Raw genomic sequence first — 17,675 nt, forward strand, 5'->3', positions numbered from 1 at the left:
CTGCCGTCAGCGGGGCTGCGGTTCGCCAGCAAGGCTGGCTCCTACGGTACGCGCACGCCGCTGGCAGCCTGTCGGCGGCAGATGGCAAAAGGCCGCGCAATTTCCAACCCCCGCTACACTCCACGTTGACCTGCTCGCGATTTATCCCCACGACCCGTTCAGCCATCGCAAGGAGGCTCGATGAACGATGAATTGCAGCATCTGAAAAACCTTGGCAAGACCTCCGCGCAATGGCTGCACGCCGTCGGTATCCACAGTGCATCGGACCTTCGCCGCCTGGGCGCGGTGGGGGCCTATCACGCCGTTAGAACGCGAGGATTCCGGGCTTCGAAGGTGTTGTTGTATGCCATCGAGGGTGCCCTGCTGGACATGCACTGGAACGACCTGCCCGCCGAACGCAAGCAGGCGCTCAACCAACAACTGGATGCGAAAAGCCACCCGCAGAAAATCGAAAAATAATCCGGCGAAAGCATTGACTCCGTAATGAGAATCGTTATGATTATCACAACTGGTCGCGAGACTGGTTGGGTAACCTGAAAGCTCCCTGGTTCGGACTCTCAGATTATCTCCTCATCAGGCTAATCACGGTTATTGACCCGGCAAATTGCCGGGTCTTTTTTTGCCTGCCATTCAGTGACTCTTGCGCAGTTGCGCGCAGTAATCCTGCTCGGGAAGCGCCGCCGTGTACCACACGAAGTCGGCCATGCCCGGCTCGACCGCCTCGCCGACCTCCGTCAGCAGCAGCACAGTGCTCTGCCCTTTCGCGCCCAGGTCGGCGAGGTGCAACGGTACGCCCAGGTCCTTGCGTGCGTGATAGCTGCCGGTGAGCAGCAAAGCCGGTTCCGGTGCCGCCAGCAGGCGCTCGGCGATGCGCCGGTCACGCTGTTGCTGAACACTGAGCATGGCGGGTAGCTGGCTTTCGGGCAGCAGGTCGCAATGGCCGGCGCGCACTTGCTCGCGCAGTGCCTGCACCACGGCCGGGGCATTCGAACGCTCCCCCGCAGGCGCCACTGGCTGGCGATAGGCCTGGCGGATCTCCTCCGGTGACAGGTTGGCAGACAGCAACGGATAGGGCTGGGCCAGCGCCTCGCGGACAATCGGCCCATACAGCGCCCAGTCCCATCCCTCCTGCCAACCGAGTACCTTGGGCAAGTCCTGCGCCGGCTGTGCCTGGCCCTTTTGCGCATCGACCAAAGGCTGCTGCCCGGGCTCGAGCATCTCGAGCAGCAGGCTGCCCTGCGGTCGACGGCTTTCCAGGGCACGCAGCAGCCAGAGCTGCAAGGCGTGGTGATCGGGGTTGTCGTGCTTTTCGCCGACCAATACCCGAGGTGCGCCCTGTAGCCGTTGCACCAATTGCTCAGGCGTCAGCGTGTTACCGCTGGCCAAGTCGACAATCTGCCCAAGCTGCGCGCTGTCGCGCCCCTCGCTGCTCTGCCAGGCCGGCAGCGGCTTCAATTGCGCCTGGCAACCTCCCAACGCCAGCGCCAGGCAGATCGACAAGCCGGACAGCAAAGGATGGCGCATGGGTCAGGCTCCTAGCGAATGATGATCAACGGGTGGCCGCGCTCCGGGTGCGGCTGCACCAGCACATCGATCCCGAACACGACGTTGAGCGCAGTCGGGGTCAGCACCCGTTGCGGTGTATCCAGGGCATGGCAGCGCCCATGCTCCAGCAGCAGGATATGGTCACAGTAGCGTGCCGCCAGGTTGAGGTCATGCAGGATCACCAGCACCGCCGCGCCGCGGTCGGCAAAACTGCGCACCGCCTGCAGCGTGGTGTGCTGGTGCAAGGGGTCGAGGGCGGACGTCGGCTCGTCCAGCAACAGCGTGGTACCCGCCTCGCCCGGCCACAGTTGGGCGAGTACTCGGGCCAGGTGCACACGCTGGCGCTCGCCGCCGGACAAGGCCAGGTAGCTGCGGCTGGCCAGATGGCCGGCGTCCGCCGCCGCCAGCGCGGCCTCGACGATCTCGCGGTCACGCTGGCGACCACTGGCATGGGGCAGTCGCCCCAGGCCGACCACTTCGTCGACACGGAAGGCGAACCCCAGGCTGGACGCCTGTGGCAGCACGGCCAGGCGCCGGGCACGTTCCTGCCCGGGCCAGGCATCGAGGTCGCGTCCGTCCAGGCGTACCTGCCCGGCACTCGGTGAAAGCTCGCCGCACAGCGCGCCCAGCAGGCTGCTCTTGCCGGCGCCATTGGGGCCGAGGACACCCAGTATCTGGCCAGGGCGCAGTTGCAAGCTGATATCGCTCAACACTTCGCTGCTGCCGCGCTTGAGGTGGAGCCCTTCGACGTCGAGCATCAGTTACGCACCTTCACCAGCAGGAACAGAAAGAACGGCGCGCCGATGAACGCGGTGACGATGCCGATCGGCAGCTCCGCAGGCGCCAGGGCCAGGCGCGCGATCAGATCAGCGAATAGCAACAATGTGCCGCCTGCCAGCAGCGAAGCGGGCAGCAGCACCCGGTGATCGGGTCCCGCCACCAGGCGCACCAGATGCGGCACCACCAGTCCAATGAAGCCGATCAGCCCAGCGGCGGCCACCGCCGCACCGACGCCCAGGGCGGTGCAGAACACCAGTTCACGCTTCAGGCGCTCGACTTCGACACCCAGATGGCGTGCCTCGGACTCGCCCAGCAACAACGCATTGAGCGCCTGGGCCCGCCGCGGCAACCACAGCGCCACCAACGCGGCCACCAGCAGCAACGGCCACAGGCGTTCATAGCTGGCGCCATTGAGGCTGCCGAGGTTCCAGAAGGTCAGGGTACGCAATGTGGCGTCGTCGGCCAGGTAGGTGAACAGGCCAACGGCCGAGCCGCCCAACGCGGTCATGGCGATACCGGCCAGGAGCATGGTCGCCACGTTGGTCTGCCCGTCGCGTCGCCCCAGGCGATAGACCATGGCCGTCACCCCCAGCCCCCCGATGAAGGCACACAGCGACAACAGGTACGGTGCGAACCACTCGGGCATGCCGCCCAGCCAACTGCCGCCGACGATCGCCACTGCCGCCCCAAGGGCAGCGCCACTGGCGACGCCCACCAGCCCGGGGTCGGCCAGCGGGTTGCGGAACAAGCCCTGCATGGCGACACCGGACAGCGCCAGCACTGCGCCAACGGCCAGGCCCAGCAAGGTGCGCGGCAAACGGATCTGGCCCAGGATCATCTCGGCCTGCTCCAGCCCATCACCGGCTAACGGCAGGCCCATCAAACGCAGGCCGCCGCGCACGGTGTCGAGCAACGGCAGGCTGACCGGGCCCAGGGCCAGCGACAGCCATACCGCCAGCAGGCACAACGACGTGAGGCAAATGAACAGTGTACGAGGCGCGACCCGCTGCTTCATTGTCCGAGGCTGACCTTGGCCGCAGGGTAGAAGCTTGCCGCCAACTCATGCAGCGTCGCCGGCAGACGCGGCCCCAGACCACCGACCAGGAGCGTCGGGTCGAGTGATACAAGGCGTTTGTCACGTACCGCCCGCGAGGCGGCCAGAGCCGGGTTTTCCTTCAACAGCGCCTGCAAGGCCTGCTCACCGCTGAGGGTGCGGTCGGAGAACACCACCACGTCCGGGTCCAGGGCGGCCAGCGCCTCCACCGAGAAGTTCTTGTACCCCTGGTGGTCAGCGAGGTTGCGTGCACCGGCCTGGCGCAGCACCCAGTCGCCAGAGGTGCCCTGCCCCGCGATCAGCGGCTTGGCACCGGCATGCCCGACCAACAGCAACACCCCCGGCGCCTTCTGGCTGGCCTGGGCCTGCTTGATCTGGCTTTGCAGGGTGTCCAGCTGACGATGGTAATCGGCCGTCAGCGCCGCCGCTTTCTGTTCGTTACCCAGCAACACACCCAATTGCTTGAGGTTCTCGTCAACCGCGCCCAGCTCGGCCTTGCTGGAGAACAGCTCGACGCGCACGCCCGCCTTGCGGATCTGCGCCAGCACCGGCGGTGGCCCCATCTCTTCGGTACCGACCAGCACATCCGGGCGCAGGCTGAGAATGCCTTCGGCCGACAACTGGCGCTGGTAACCGATACTGGGCAGCGCCTTGAGCGATTCGGGGTGCTGGCTGGTGGTGTCGACGCCGACCAGGCGCTGTTCGCCGCCCAGGGCGCTGATCCACTCGCTCAGGGCACCTCCCGCACTGACCAGGCGTTGCGGCAGCTCGGTGGCCAGCGCCTGGGTAGAAAGGGCAAGACCGGCGCACAGGGCGATCAGGGCAGCGGGACGGCGCATCTTCAGGTTCCTTTGCAGGTGGCGGGTCGCGCGCCTTGTGGCGGGCGACGCAAGTGCGCACCATAGGCAGCCTGGCGCGGCGAATGCGGGCAATTTGATAATTATTCGCATTGAAGCGTCAAGCCATCCCTTTGTCACACGGCTTAACCGGAAGAAATTACCTTCGATGCATTTTGTATGTGCCTCCAACGACCTCACCGAAGGCCACAGCCGCGCCTTCAGCGTAGCTGGCGTGTCGCTGTTCGGGGTGCGCCGCCACGGTAAGGTCCACCTCTACCGCAACCGCTGCCCGCATCGCGGCATCCCGCTGAACTGGGAGGCGGACCGCTTTCTCGATGACAGTGCCAGCCTGATCCACTGCGCCCACCATGGCGCACTGTTCGTGATCGACAGCGGCGAGTGCGTGGCCGGCCCCTGCGAGGGCGAGTGGCTGGAGGCCCTGGACAGCCTGGAAGACAGCCAGGGCATCTGGCTCACGGATTGAGCAGCACTGGCAATGGCCGGTCGATGACGATCCCACGGGCATCCAGGCACGTGCCGTAGGCCAGCACCTCGACGCCTTCTGCCACCGCGGCGCGCAGGGCCTGGGCGTAGGCAGCGTCGATTTCCTCGGCCGGGCGCACCGCTTCGATGCCGGTCAGGTTCACGCAGTACAGTTGCACCGCGCGAATCCCTTGCCGAGCCAGCGCCGCCAGCTCGCGCAGGTGCTTGGCCCCGCGTTGGGTGACGGCATCCGGGAAGGCTGCCACGGGCGTATCCGGGAAACCTAACGTGACACTCTTGACCTCGACGTAGGCCGGGCGGCCATCGGCGAACTCCAGATAGAAGTCGATGCGGCTGCGCTCCTCGCCATACGCCACCTCGCGCTTGAGCAGGTTGAAGCCGGCCAGTTCGCTGATGGTGCCCGCACGTAGCGCTTCCTCGACCAGGGCATTGGCGCGCCCGGTGTTGACGCAGGCCAGCCGGCCCTGGGGCGTTTCGCTGATCTCCCAGGTGCCGGGCAGCTTGCGCTTGGGGTCGTTGGAGCGGCTGAACCAGACTTGCCCTCCTTCGCGCATGCAGTTGAGCATGGACCCGGTGTTCGGGCAGTGGATGGTCAACTGCTCGCCGCTGGCCAGTTCGATGTCGGCCAGGAAACGCTTGTAGCGGCGCAGCAGGCGCGCTTCTTCGAGTTCAGGGAAAAACACCATCAGCCCTGCCAGCTCCGCAGGCCCCGGGCAATGCGCTGCACCGCCTCTTCCAGGCGCGGCAGGCTCTGGGTGTAGGCGAAACGCACATGGTGCCCGGCCTGGTGGCGGCCGAAATCCAGGCCCGGCGTGAAGGCCAGGTGCTCGGTTTCCAGGAAGTGCCGGCAGAAGGCGAAGGCATCACCGCCAAAGGCGCTGATATCGGCATACAGATAGAAGGCGCCCTGTGGCTCGACGGCGATGCCGAAGCCCAGTTCGCGCAGCGCCGGCAGCAGGTAGTCGCGACGGCGGGCGAACTCGGCGCGGCGCTCCTCGAGAATCGCCAGGGTGTCCGGCTGGAAGCACGCCAGCGCGGCGTGCTGGGCCATGCTTGGGGCGCTGATATAGAGGTTCTGTGCCAGCTTCTCGAGGTCGCCCACCGCCGAAGGGGGGGCAACCAGCCAGCCAAGGCGCCAGCCGGTCATGCCGAAGTATTTCGAGAAACTGTTCAGGACGAAGGCCTGGTCGTCCACTTCCAGCACGCTGGGCGCGTCCATGCCGTAGGTCAGGCCGTGGTAGATCTCATCCACCACCAGATGGCCATGCCGCTCGCGGGTGGCCTTGGACAGGCTGGCCAGCTCGTCGCGATCAAGCACAGTGCCGGTCGGGTTGGCCGGCGAAGCCACCAGGGCACCGACGGTGTCCTTGTCCCAGTAACGTTCGACCAGACCGGCGGTGAGCTGGTAGTTCACCTCCGGCCCTACCGGTACCAGCTGCGCGCCACCTTCTACCAGGCGCAGAAAGTGGCGGTTGCACGGGTAGCCAGGGTCGGCGAGCAGCCAGTGCTTGCCTGGGTCGACCAGCAGGCTGCTGGCCAACAGCAGCGCGCCGGAACCGCCCGGGGTAATAAGCACGCGCTCCGGGTCCAGGTTCACACCGTAGCGCTGGCCATAGAACCCGGCGATCGCCTCGCGCAGTTGGGGCAGGCCACGGGCCGCGGTGTAGCGGGTGTGCCCCGCGGCCAGGGCCGCCTGGCCGGCGGCGACGATCGGCGCGGCGGTGGTGAAGTCCGGCTCGCCGATCTCGAGGTGGATCACGTCGTGGCCTGCGGCCTGCAGCTCGTTGGCGCGGGCCAGCAGGGCCATGACGTGGAAGGGTTCGATGGCGCGACTGCGCGCACTGTGTGGCTGAGCCATGGGCCTTCTCTCAATTGGGTCTAAACTGGTGATTCTACCTGTGCACACGACCGAACGCGCCGGCCAGGCCACTGTCAAAAGCAGGCATAGAGCGGGGTAGCGCACCCCGGATCTATCTGGTAAGTTCGGCGGCTCGCAGTCGCAGGGCCGGCGGGCGCCGGAGATGGAAGCAAGCCTGCGCATTGGATCAGATGAGTGAGAGGCGGTCTATTCATGTCCACCGTAGAAAAGCAAAAAGTCCAGACCATGTACGGTGTCGAGCCCTACGTAGAGACCAAGGGCGAAGAGTACATGGGCAAACCCATGAAAGCGCACTTCACCAAGCTCCTCAATGCCTGGAAAGGCGAGCTGATGGTCAGTGTGGATCGCACCGTGGACCACATGAAGGATGAAGCTGCCAACTTCCCCGACCCGGCAGACCGCGCCAGCCAGGAAGAAGAGTTCGCCCTGGAACTGCGCAACCGTGACCGTGAGCGCAAGTTGATCAAGAAGATCGACAAGACCCTGCAGAAGATCCAGGACAACGATTACGGCTGGTGTGAGTCCTGTGGCATCGAGATCGGCCTGCGCCGCCTGGAAGCCCGCCCCACCGCCGACCTGTGCTTCGACTGCAAGGAAATTTCCGAGAAAAAGGAAAAGACGGTCGGCAAAGGCTGATCCCTCTCCCTTTCAGACGGGGCGCATCATGCGCCCCGTTTTCATTTATACAGCCTGCACAGCCCATGAACGACTCCCGCTACATCGGCCGCTTCGCCCCCACCCCCAGCGGCTTCCTGCACTTCGGCTCGCTGGTCGCAGCCCTCGCCTCCTGGCTCGACGCCCGCGCCGTGAACGGCCGCTGGTTGCTGCGCATGGAAGACACCGATCCGCCCCGGGAAATGCCCGGCGCCCGTGACGCCATCCTGCAGACGCTTGAGCGCTACGGCCTGGAATGGGACGGCGAGGTGGTGTTCCAAAGCCAGCGCCACGAAGCCTATGCCGCCGTCGTCGACCGCCTGTTCAACATGGGCCTGGCCTACGCCTGCACGTGTTCGCGCAAGCAACTGGAAGGTTATGACGGCGTATACCCGGGGTTTTGCCGCAATGCCGGGCATGCCCGCGAAGGTGCGGCGATCCGCCTGCGGGTGCCGGAGCTGATCTATCGGTTCAGCGACCGGGTCCAGGGCGGGTTCGAGCAACACCTGGGACGTGAGGTAGGCGATTTCGTCATCCAGCGCCGCGACGGGCTGTACGCATATCAGCTGGCGGTGGTACTGGACGATGCCTGGCAGGGCGTCACCGACATCGTGCGTGGCGCCGACCTGCTGGACAACACGCCGCGCCAGCTGTACCTGCAGGAGTTGCTGGGTTTCTCGCAACCGCGTTACCTGCATATCCCGCTGATCGTCCAGCCCGACGGGCACAAGCTGGGCAAGTCGTACCGTTCGCCACCGCTGGAGGCGGACCAGGCGACACCGTTGTTGTTGCGGGCCCTGCGCGCGCTTGGGCAGCAGACGGATCCGGCGCTGGAGAGCGCCAGCCCGGCCGAGGTGTTGGCGGTGGCGAGAAAACAGTGGCAGCCAGAGCAAATCGCTCGACAGGTGACGGTGCCCGAAGCGGATTTGCACTGAAGCTGTGATCTCTCGTAGGAGCCAGCCTTGCTGGCGAACCACCGCGACGCCGTAGTGCCTGGTTCGCCAGCAAGGCTGGCTCCTACACGTGGCATGCCCATAGGCATGTAGCTGAATCGCTAATTTTTCAAAAGCCCAATAAATTCAAATCCTTGGCGAATGCCCTGGAATCCGGCTAGCATCGCCCCAGCCATTTGCGCCAATAATAAGTCCAAGCCCGCAGCGCCCAACCCATCGAGGCCAGCATGTACATCTATCGTTTGGTCCTGCTTCTGGTCGTGGGGATCTACCTGTTCTCCCCGGCCATCATGGACTGGTGGATCGAACCGACCGGTGCCTGGTACCGCCCCTACCTGCTCTGGCTGATCCTGATCGTCGTCACCTTCATCCTGCAGAGCCAACGAGATGCCGATGAGCTTTAGCCTGACCCAGATGATCCTGATCAGCGCCGCCTACCTGCTGGTGCTGTTCGGCGTGGCCTGGATCAGCGAACGTGGGCTGATCCCACGGGCGGTCATCCGCCACCCCCTGACCTACACCCTGTCGCTGGGTGTCTATGCCAGCGCCTGGGCCTTCTATGGCTCGGTCGGCCTGGCCTACCAGTACGGCTATGGGTTCCTCGCCTGCTACCTGGGGGTCTCCGGGGCCTTCCTGCTGGCGCCGGTGCTGCTCTACCCCATTCTCAAGATCACCCGCACCTACCAGCTGTCTTCGCTGGCCGACCTGCTGGCGTTTCGCTTTCGCAGCACCTGGGCCGGTGCGCTGACCACGGTGATCATGTTGATCGGCGTGCTGCCGTTGCTGGCGTTGCAGATCCAGGCGGTGGCCGACTCGATCAGCATCCTCACCGGCGAACCGGTCAAGGCACGGGTGGCATTCGCCTTCTGCGTGCTGATCATCCTGTTCACCATCTTCTTCGGCTCGCGCCACATCGCCACCCGCGAGAAACACGAAGGCCTGGTGTTCGCCATCGCCTTCGAGTCGGTGATCAAGCTGGTCGCACTGGGCGGTATCGGTCTATACGCCCTGTATGGCGTGTTCGGCGGCCCCCACGGGCTGGAAGTCTGGCTGCTGCAGAACCAGACCGCCCTCGCCGCCCTGCACACACCGCTGCAGGAGGGCCCATGGCGCACCCTGCTGCTAGTGTTCTTCGCCTCGGCGATCGTCATGCCGCACATGTACCACATGGCCTTCACCGAGAACTTGAGCCCGCGCTCGCTGGTCAGCGCCAGCTGGGGCCTGCCGCTGTTCCTGCTGCTGATGAGCCTGGCCGTGCCGCTGGTGCTGTGGGCCGGCCTGCGCCTGGGCGCCAGCACCAACCCCGAGTACTTCACCCTGGGCCTGGGGATTGCCGCCAACAACGAGGCGCTGGCCCTGCTGGCCTACGTCGGCGGGCTGTCGGCGGCCAGCGGGCTGATCATCGTCACCACCCTGGCGCTGTCGGGCATGGCGCTGAACCACCTGGTGCTGCCGCTGTACCAGCCGCCAGCCGAAGGCAACATCTACCGCTGGCTGAAATGGACCCGCCGGGCGCTGATCGTTGCCATCATCACCGCCGGCTTCGTCTTCTACCTCACCCAGAACAACCACCAGAGCCTGGCCAACCTGGGCATCGTCGCCTTCGTCGCCACCCTGCAATTCCTGCCTGGGGTGCTCTCGGTGCTGTACTGGCCGACCGCCAACCGCCGCGGTTTCATCGCCGGCCTGGTGGCGGGCACGCTGGTGTGGATGGTGACCATGCTGCTGCCGCTGCTGGGCAACCTGCAGGGCTTCTACATCCCACTGCTGGACATGATCTACGTGCTGGACGACACCAGCTGGCACATGGCGGCCATCGCCTCGCTGGCGGCCAACGTCCTGCTGTTCACGCTGATCTCGCTGTTCACCAACGCCAGCAGCGAGGAAGTCAGCGCCGCCGAGGCCTGCGCGGTGGACAACGTGCGCCGCCCGCAGCGCCGGGAACTGCACGCCGCCTCGCCCCAGGAATTCGCCACGCAACTGGCCAAGCCGCTGGGGGCAAAGGCTGCGCAGAAGGAAGTGGAGCAGGCCCTGCGCGACCTCTACCTGCCGTTCGACGAGCGCCGCCCCTATGCCCTGCGGCGCCTGCGCGACCGCATCGAGGCCAACCTCTCGGGGTTGATGGGCCCGAGCGTGGCCCAGGACATGGTCGAGACTTTCCTGCCGTACAAGTCGGGTAATGAGAACTACGTCACCGAGGACATCCACTTCATCGAGAGCCGCCTCGAGGACTACCACTCGCGCCTGACCGGCCTTGCCGCCGAGCTCGACGCCTTGCGCCGCTACCACCGCCAGACCCTCCAGGAACTGCCCATGGGCGTGTGCTCGCTGGCCAAGGACCAGGAGATCCTGATGTGGAACAAGGCGATGGAAGAACTCACCGGCATCGCCGCCAAGCATGTGGTCGGCTCGCGCCTGGTGACCATTGATGAGCCCTGGCGCGGCCTGCTGCAAGGCTTCATCAACGTGCCTGACGAACACCTGCACAAGCAGCGCCTGGCCCTCGATGGCCAGCCGCGCTGGCTCAACCTGCACAAGGCAGCCATCGACGAGCCGCTGGCCCCAGGCAACAGTGGCCTGGTGCTGCTGGTCGAGGATCTGACCGAGACGCAAGCGCTGGAAGAGAAGCTGGTGCACTCCGAACGCCTGGCCAGCATCGGCCGCCTGGCCGCCGGCGTGGCCCACGAGATCGGCAACCCGATCACCGGCATCGCCTGCCTGGCACAGAACCTGCGCGAAGAGCGCGAGGGCGATGGCGAGATCATCGAGCTGTCCAGCCAAATCCTCGAGCAGACCAAGCGCGTGTCGCGCATCGTCCAGTCGCTGATGAGCTTCGCCCATGCCGGCGGTAGCCAGCAGAACAGCGAGGAGCCGGTGTGCCTGGCCGAAGTGGCGCAGGATGCCATTGGTCTGCTGGCGTTGAACCGGCGCAACTTCGAAGTACAGTTCTTCAACCTCTGCGACCCGGAGCACTGGGTCGAGGGCGACCCGCAGCGCCTGGCCCAGGTGCTGATCAACCTGCTCTCCAACGCCCGCGACGCCTCGCCCCCCGGCAGCGCCGTGCGGGTGCGCAGCGAAGTCAGCGAGCACACCGTCGACCTGGTGGTCGAGGACGAGGGCAGCGGCATCCCCAAAAGCATCATGGATCGGCTGTTCGAACCCTTCTTCACCACCAAGGACCCGGGCGAGGGAACCGGACTGGGGCTTGCTCTGGTCTATTCCATCGTGGAAGAGCATTATGGGCAAATCACCATCGACAGCCCGGCCGACATCGAGCGCCAACGTGGTACCCGGATCCGCGTGACCCTGCCCCGGCATGTCGTAGCGACGTCCCCTGAAATTCGAGACCGTCGAGAGAATTGAATCAATGCCGCACATTCTGATCGTCGAAGACGAAACCATCATCCGTTCGGCCCTGCGTCGCCTGCTCGAGCGGAACCAGTACCAGGTCAGCGAGGCCGGCTCGGTGCAGGAAGCCCAGGAACGCTTCAGCATTGCCACCTTCGACCTGATCGTCAGTGACCTGCGCCTGCCGGGCGCCCCGGGCACCGAGCTGATCAAGCTTGGCCAGGGCACCCCGGTGCTGATCATGACCAGCTACGCCAGCCTGCGCTCGGCGGTGGACTCGATGAAGATGGGCGCGGTGGATTACATCGCCAAACCCTTCGACCACGACGAGATGCTCCAGGCCGTGGCCCGCATCCTGCGTGACCGGCAGAACGCACCGACCGCCGCGCCAACCGCCGAGCCACGCGCCGGCAATGGCAAGGCCACCGGTGACAAGGCGAGTACCGCGTCCGCCAACGGCGAGATCGGCATCATCGGCTCCTGCCCACCGATGCAGGACATGTACGTCAAGATCCGCAAGGTCGCCCCGACCGACTCCAATGTGCTGATCCAGGGTGAATCCGGCACGGGTAAAGAGCTGGTCGCCCGTGCCCTGCACAACCTCTCGCGCCGGGCCAAGGCACCGATGATCTCGGTGAACTGCGCGGCGATCCCGGAAACACTCATCGAGTCGGAACTGTTCGGCCACGAGAAAGGCGCGTTCACCGGCGCCAGCGCCGGCCGCGCCGGCCTGGTTGAAGCGGCCGACGGCGGCACGCTGTTCCTCGACGAGATCGGCGAGTTGCCGCTGGAAGCCCAGGCTCGCCTGCTGCGCGTGTTGCAGGAAGGCGAGATCCGCCGGGTCGGCTCGGTGCAGTCGCAGAAGGTCGATGTGCGCCTGATCGCTGCCACCCACCGTGACCTGAAGAACTTGGCCAAGGCCGGGCAGTTCCGCGAAGACCTGTATTACCGCCTGCACGTGATCGCCCTGAAGCTGCCGGCCCTGCGCGAGCGTGGCAGCGACGTCAACGAAATCGCCAATGCCTTCCTCGCCCGCCAGAGCGCCCGCATCGGCCGCGACGACCTGCACTTCTCCCACGAAGCCGAACAAGCCATCCGCCACTACAGCTGGCCAGGCAACGTGCGCGAACTGGAGAACGCCGTGGAGCGCGCGGTGATTCTCAGCGAGAGCGCGGAAATTTCCGCCGACCTGCTGGGGATCGACATCGAGCTTGGCGATCTGGAAGACGACGACACACTGGACAACCTGCCGACGCTCGTCAGTGCCAACAATGCCAGCCACGAGCCGACCGAGGACCTGTCGTTGGAGGATTACTTCCAGCATTTCGTCCTCGAGCACCAGGACCACATGACCGAGACCGAGCTGGCCCGCAAGCTGGGGGTCAGCCGCAAGTGCCTGTGGGAACGCCGCCAGCGCCTGGGCATCCCGCGGCGCAAGAGCAACGCCACCAGCGAGTAAGCCCTGCCGACCTTGTCCTGTGGGAGCCACTGTCTTGCGCTGACAGCACTGGCCCTTTCGCCGGCAAAGCCGGCTCCTACAGGTTTGGCACCGATCTTGGGATTGGTGCGATCCAACAGCCCCCGTCCCCTGTAGGAGCCAGCCTTGCTGGCGATGCCCGGCAAAGCCGGGCCTGGGGCACCATACCTTCGGTAACACATCAGTTCCCGCAAAAATCTGTTACCCACGCCCGATGGCGTAACAGCTTCCGAGGCATACGGTAACGAATTTTCTACATTTGCCCGCCACCGCACGCCGCTCGATCCGCCAAAACCCCCGGTTTCATTGGGTTTTCAAAAGTTGGCACGGCACCTGCTATATCTTTCGTACAAGAACAATAACAAGCACTGCAACTCAGAATAAGAACAAGACGAAACGGCTCACGCACAATAAGAACAAGACGGCGGAGGCGCAGCTAACTGATTCTTTTGGAGAGGAGTTGTGTTTGGGGCTTGCCCCACGATCAGGCAGAGAACAACAAAAACTGCACTCAAAAGCAGCACCTGAACTGATTGGATCGAAAGATCAGCATCATCTCGGCGACCAAAGCAATCCGTTTGCTCTTCACCCCCAGTTTTGGGGGTCGTTCACAAGCTTCGAGATTTGTGAACAGGGCACTCAACAAAAACAAGAAGCCCAGCAGAAAAATAATAAGAGCACACAACGACTTGGTGGGGAGCTTCGGCTCCCCATGTCGTTTCTCCCCCTCCCGCATCACCGTCCACACAGCGCCTACACCATTCCCCCAGTAAATGCTAGAATCCCCGGCCATCATGCGGCCATTCTCCTATCCTTGGCCGAACATTCCTTCAAACAGTGCATCCCATGCTGAAGAAGCTGTTCCAGTCGTTCCGCCCGCCCGTCCGTGGCCAGCACCACAGGCGCACCACGCCTGAAGTGATCAACAAGAGCCAGCACTCGCTGCAGCGCAGCCAGTTCAGCCGCCATGCCGTGGGCATCGTCGAGCGCCTGCAGGCGGCCGGCTACCAGGCCTATCTCGTCGGTGGCTGTGTACGCGACCTGCTGCTGGGCATCACGCCCAAGGACTTCGACGTCGCCACCAGCGCCACCCCTGAACAGGTGCGCGCCGAGTTCCGCAACGCCCGTATCATTGGCCGGCGCTTCAAGCTGGTCCACGTGCATTTCGGCCGCGAAATCATCGAAGTCGCCACCTTCCGCGCCCCTCACTCGGATGAAGACCAGGCCGACAGCCACCGCTCGTCGCACAACGCCAGTGGTCGCATCCTGCGTGACAACGTGTACGGCACCCTGGAAGAAGACGCGCAACGCCGCGACTTCACCATCAACGCCCTGTACTACGACCCGGTCAGCGAACGCGTCCTCGACTACGCCAACGGCGTGCACGATATCCGCAACCGCCTGCTGCGGTTGATCGGCGACCCCACCCATCGTTACCAGGAAGACCCGGTACGCATGCTGCGTGCCGTGCGCTTCGCCGCCAAGCTGGACTTCGGTATCGAGAAACACACCGTGGCGCCGATTCGCAAGCTGGCACCGATGCTGCGCGATATCCCGCCGGCCCGCCTGTTCGAGGAAAGCCTCAAGCTGTTCCTCAACGGCCAGGGTGCGATGACCTTCGAGATGCTGGTCGACCTGGAGCTGTTCGAGCCCCTGTTCCCGGCCAGCAGCCACGCGCTGGAAGAACGCCCGACGTACACCCACACCCTGATCAGCCAGGCGCTGATGAACACCGACCTGCGCGTCAAGCAGGGCAAGCCGGTAACACCGGCGTTCCTGTTCGCCGCCCTGCTCTGGCCAGCCCTGCCGGGCCGCGCGCTGTACCTGCAGAGCCAGGGCGTGCCGCCGATCCCGGCCATGAACGGTGCGGCCCACGACCTGATTGCCGAGCAGTGCCAGCGCATCGCGATCCCGAAACGCTTCACCCTGCCGATCCGCGAGATCTGGGACATGCAGGAGCGCCTGCCACGGCGCAGCGGCAAGCGCGCCGACATGATGCTGGACAACCCGCGCTTCCGCGCCGGCTACGACTTCCTGCTGCTGCGTGAAAGCGCGGGCGAGGAAACCGACGGTCTGGGCCAGTGGTGGACCGATTACCAGGACGCCAACGACAGTCAGCGCCGCGACATGATCCGCGAGCTGGGCAACCGCGACGACGGCGCCAGCGCCGGTGCCGGCCCGCGCAAGCGCAAACGCAGCGGTTCGAAGCGCAAGCGCGACGACGAGCAGGCCTGGGACTGAGCATGGCCACCCGTGCGTTCATCGGTTTGGGCAGCAACCTCGACCAGCCCACCGAGCAGTTGCGCAGCGCCTTCCAGGCACTGGACCTGATCGCCGACACCCGCCTGGCGGCGGCGTCGGCGCTCTATACCAGTGACTCGCTGCTGCCCGGCCAGCCACGCTACACCAATGCCGTGGCGGCCATTGATACAACGCTGGCACCGCTTGAACTGCTCGACGCCCTGCAGGCCATCGAGAACGACCAGGGCCGGGTGCGCAAGGAACGCTGGGGCCCACGCACCCTCGACCTCGACATGCTGCTGTTCGGCGACCAGGTCATCGATGTGCCGCGCCTGAAAGTGCCGCACTACCACATGCACGCACGCCCCTTCGTGCTCTACCCGCTCGCCGAGCTGGTACCCGCCGACTTCCGCCTCGCCGATGGCCGTCACCTGGAACACCTGCTCCAGGATTGCCCGTTCGTCGGCCTGGAACGCCTGTAATCCGGGCGTTCCAGACGGCGGTAACGCCAGTAACACCCACGGCGTAACAATGCGGTAACACGGGTCATTGACTTCCCCCACCTCGCTCACGACTATAGGCGTCCCGCGGCGCCACTATGCCGCAATCACCCATTTAGGCTCGGACGGACCTGCGCCCGAACATCACGACCGATGATGTGCCGCTCCGGAAGATGAATGCACGCGTTGTACGCAGTTGTTGTTCACAGCGCCTGAACGAGGATGCCCCTACATGCCTGAAGTAACCCTGACCACCCTGAACGGCCTCAAGGCCAAGGGTGAGAAAATCACCATGCTGACCTGCTACGACGCGACCTTCGCCAAGGCCGCGAGCGAAGCCGGCGTCGAAGTGCTGCTGGTAGGCGACTCCCTGGGCATGGTCCTGCAGGGCCATGACAGCACCCTGCCCGTCAGCAACGACGACATGGCCTACCACACCGCCAGCGTCAAGCGCGGCAACGATGGTGCGCTGATCCTCACTGACCTGCCCTTCATGGCCCATGCCACCCCTGAGCTGGCGTTCACCAATGCCGCCCAGCTGATGCGCGCCGGCGCCCACATGGTCAAGATCGAGGGCGCCGCCTGGCTGGCCGAAACTATTCGCCTGCTGGCCGAACGCGGCGTGCCGGTATGCGCGCACATGGGCCTGACCCCACAGACGGTCAACGTGCTCGGTGGCTACAAGGTCCAGGGCCGCCAGGAAGCCCAGGCGCGGCAGATGCGCGCCGATGCGATCGCCCTGGAGCAAGCCGGTGCCGCCATGCTGCTGCTCGAGTGCGTGCCCAGCGAATTGGCCGCCGAGATCACCCAGGCCGTCGGCATTCCGGTCATCGGCATCGGTGCCGGTAGCGCCACCGATGGCCAGGTGCTGGTGCTGCACGACATGCTGGGCCTGTCGCTCAGCGGCCGTGTACCGAAGTTCGTGAAGAACTTCATGGCCGGCCAGCCGGACATCCAGAGCGCCCTGGCCGCCTACGTCCAAGCCGTGAAAGCGGTCAGCTTCCCCGCCAGCGAACATGGGTTCAGCGCATGAATACCGTCAAGACCGTCCGTGAACTGCGTGCCGCCGTGGCCCGTGCCCGTGGCGAGGGCAAGCGCATTGCCTTCGTCCCGACCATGGGCAACCTGCACAGCGGCCACGCAGCGCTGGTGACCAAGGCCGCCCAGCGCGCCGACTTCGTGGTCGCCAGCATTTTCGTCAACCCGCTGCAGTTCGGCGCCGGCGAAGACCTGGACAAGTACCCGCGTACCCTCGCCGCCGACCAGGAAAAGCTGCTCCAGGCCGGTTGCCACCTGCTGTTCGCCCCCACGGTCGAAGAAATGTACCCCGACGGCATGGCGGTGCAGACCCGAGTGAGCGTGCCGCAATTGTCCGAAGGCCTGTGCGGCGCCAGCCGCCCCGGGCACTTCGAAGGCGTGGCGACGGTGGTCAGCAAGCTGTTCAACATGGTTCAGCCCGACCTGGCCGTGTTCGGCGAGAAGGACTTCCAGCAGTTGGCGGTGATCCGCGCCATGGTGCGCGACCTGAACATGCCGATCCAGATCATCGGCGAGCCGACCGTGCGCGCCGAGGATGGCCTGGCGCTGTCGTCGCGCAATGGCTACCTGAGCCCTGAACAGCGCGCCGCCGCGCCGGCGCTGTACCGCACGCTGAGTGACATGGCCGAGGCCATTCGTCGTGGCCAGCGGGACTTTTCGGCGTTGATCGCCGAAGGGCAGGCGCAACTGGACGCTGCCGGTTTCCGCAAGGACTACCTGGAAGTGCGTCACGCCGTGACGCTGCGGCCGGCGCAGGTGGATGACCGTGATCTGGTAGTGATCGCAGCCGCTTACATGGGGGGCACGCGGTTGATCGACAATCTCTACCTGCATCTGGAAGAGCAGACCGCCTGATGGGCCCT

At 65.1% G+C, this 17,675-nt stretch carries 18 protein-coding genes; 12 read left to right on the forward strand and 6 right to left on the reverse strand.

Annotation, left to right across the window (positions count from 1 at the left end; all coding sequences use genetic code 11):
• The first annotated feature begins 180 nt into the window (after window positions 1-180).
• Window positions 181-459, forward strand: coding sequence for a TfoX/Sxy family protein (locus tag P5705_RS11780; protein ID WP_011535742.1), 279 nt, complete (start codon window positions 181-183; stop codon window positions 457-459).
• 171 nt (window positions 460-630) lie between these two features.
• Here P5705_RS11780 and P5705_RS11785 read toward each other — a convergent pair whose 3' ends face one another.
• The 4 genes from P5705_RS11785 to P5705_RS11800 are packed head-to-tail and all read right to left on the reverse strand — an operon-like array spanning window position 631 to window position 4,218.
• Window positions 631-1,524, reverse strand: coding sequence for a ChaN family lipoprotein (locus P5705_RS11785; RefSeq protein ID WP_277461037.1), 894 nt, complete (start codon window positions 1,522-1,524; stop codon window positions 631-633).
• An 11-nt stretch (window positions 1,525-1,535) separates the two neighbouring features.
• Complete coding sequence (locus P5705_RS11790; protein WP_431196942.1) at window positions 1,536-2,306, reverse strand: heme ABC transporter ATP-binding protein; 771 nt, start codon at window positions 2,304-2,306, stop codon at window positions 1,536-1,538.
• Window positions 2,303-3,286, reverse strand: a complete 984-nt coding sequence (locus tag P5705_RS11795) for a FecCD family ABC transporter permease (protein WP_252088554.1) — start codon at window positions 3,284-3,286, stop codon at window positions 2,303-2,305. Before P5705_RS11795 ends, P5705_RS11790 begins: the two co-directional genes overlap by 4 nt.
• A gap of 50 nt (window positions 3,287-3,336) precedes the next feature.
• A complete protein-coding gene (locus tag P5705_RS11800; RefSeq protein WP_277461039.1) occupies window positions 3,337-4,218 on the reverse strand; it encodes a heme/hemin ABC transporter substrate-binding protein in 882 nt (293 codons plus the stop codon).
• Between the two features lie 166 nt (window positions 4,219-4,384).
• Here P5705_RS11800 and P5705_RS11805 point away from each other — a divergent pair, with 166 nt between their 5' ends.
• Window positions 4,385-4,702: a Rieske (2Fe-2S) protein gene (locus P5705_RS11805; protein ID WP_277461040.1), complete on the forward strand. Its 318-nt coding sequence runs from the start codon at window positions 4,385-4,387 to the stop codon at window positions 4,700-4,702.
• On the opposite strand, the gene sfsA is transcribed toward P5705_RS11805, so the two are convergent.
• On the reverse strand, window positions 4,692-5,408 hold the full coding sequence (sfsA, locus tag P5705_RS11810) for a DNA/RNA nuclease SfsA (protein ID WP_277461041.1): 717 nt from the start codon (window positions 5,406-5,408) through the stop codon (window positions 4,692-4,694). The genes P5705_RS11805 and sfsA overlap by 11 nt on opposite strands.
• Window positions 5,408-6,580, reverse strand: coding sequence for a pyridoxal phosphate-dependent aminotransferase (locus tag P5705_RS11815; RefSeq protein WP_277461043.1), 1,173 nt, complete (start codon window positions 6,578-6,580; stop codon window positions 5,408-5,410). The genes sfsA and P5705_RS11815 overlap by 1 nt, the downstream gene beginning before the upstream one ends.
• 213 nt (window positions 6,581-6,793) lie before the next feature.
• On the opposite strand from P5705_RS11815, the gene dksA reads away from it, so the two are divergent.
• The 10 genes from dksA (at window position 6,794) to panC (ending at window position 17,667) form a co-directional block, all read left to right on the forward strand.
• A complete protein-coding gene (gene dksA, locus P5705_RS11820) occupies window positions 6,794-7,237 on the forward strand; it encodes an RNA polymerase-binding protein DksA (protein WP_213658371.1) in 444 nt (147 codons plus the stop codon).
• Window positions 7,238-7,302: 65 nt separating this feature from the next.
• Complete coding sequence (gene gluQRS / locus P5705_RS11825; RefSeq protein WP_277461044.1) at window positions 7,303-8,190, forward strand: tRNA glutamyl-Q(34) synthetase GluQRS; 888 nt, start codon at window positions 7,303-7,305, stop codon at window positions 8,188-8,190.
• Window positions 8,191-8,435: 245 nt separating this feature from the next.
• A complete protein-coding gene (locus tag P5705_RS11830) occupies window positions 8,436-8,612 on the forward strand; it encodes a hypothetical protein (protein WP_003250005.1) in 177 nt (58 codons plus the stop codon).
• Entirely contained in the window at window positions 8,596-11,571 is a 2,976-nt protein-coding gene (locus P5705_RS11835; protein WP_277461045.1) for a sensor histidine kinase, read from the forward strand. The genes P5705_RS11830 and P5705_RS11835 overlap by 17 nt, the downstream gene beginning before the upstream one ends.
• A gap of 4 nt (window positions 11,572-11,575) precedes the next feature.
• On the forward strand, window positions 11,576-13,015 hold the full coding sequence (locus P5705_RS11840; RefSeq protein ID WP_277461046.1) for a sigma-54-dependent transcriptional regulator: 1,440 nt from the start codon (window positions 11,576-11,578) through the stop codon (window positions 13,013-13,015).
• Between the two features lie 277 nt (window positions 13,016-13,292).
• The gene (locus P5705_RS11845; protein WP_277461047.1) at window positions 13,293-13,886 is read left to right on the forward strand and encodes a hypothetical protein; all 594 of its coding nucleotides are present in this window, start codon (window positions 13,293-13,295) and stop codon (window positions 13,884-13,886) included.
• A complete protein-coding gene (locus P5705_RS11850) occupies window positions 13,880-15,274 on the forward strand; it encodes a polynucleotide adenylyltransferase PcnB (protein ID WP_277461048.1) in 1,395 nt (464 codons plus the stop codon). Before P5705_RS11845 ends, P5705_RS11850 begins: the two co-directional genes overlap by 7 nt.
• Window positions 15,275-15,276: 2 nt before the next feature.
• Window positions 15,277-15,756: a 2-amino-4-hydroxy-6-hydroxymethyldihydropteridine diphosphokinase gene (folK, locus tag P5705_RS11855; RefSeq protein ID WP_277461049.1), complete on the forward strand. Its 480-nt coding sequence runs from the start codon at window positions 15,277-15,279 to the stop codon at window positions 15,754-15,756.
• A 250-nt stretch (window positions 15,757-16,006) separates the two neighbouring features.
• The gene (gene panB, locus P5705_RS11860; protein ID WP_277461050.1) at window positions 16,007-16,807 is read left to right on the forward strand and encodes a 3-methyl-2-oxobutanoate hydroxymethyltransferase; all 801 of its coding nucleotides are present in this window, start codon (window positions 16,007-16,009) and stop codon (window positions 16,805-16,807) included.
• Window positions 16,804-17,667, forward strand: coding sequence for a pantoate--beta-alanine ligase (panC, locus tag P5705_RS11865; RefSeq protein WP_277461051.1), 864 nt, complete (start codon window positions 16,804-16,806; stop codon window positions 17,665-17,667). The genes panB and panC overlap by 4 nt, the downstream gene beginning before the upstream one ends.
• Window positions 17,668-17,675 lie beyond the last annotated feature (8 nt).

Origin of the sequence: Pseudomonas entomophila, assembly GCF_029478665.1 — a bacterium.
Lineage (GTDB): Bacteria > Pseudomonadota > Gammaproteobacteria > Pseudomonadales > Pseudomonadaceae > Aquipseudomonas > Aquipseudomonas entomophila_F.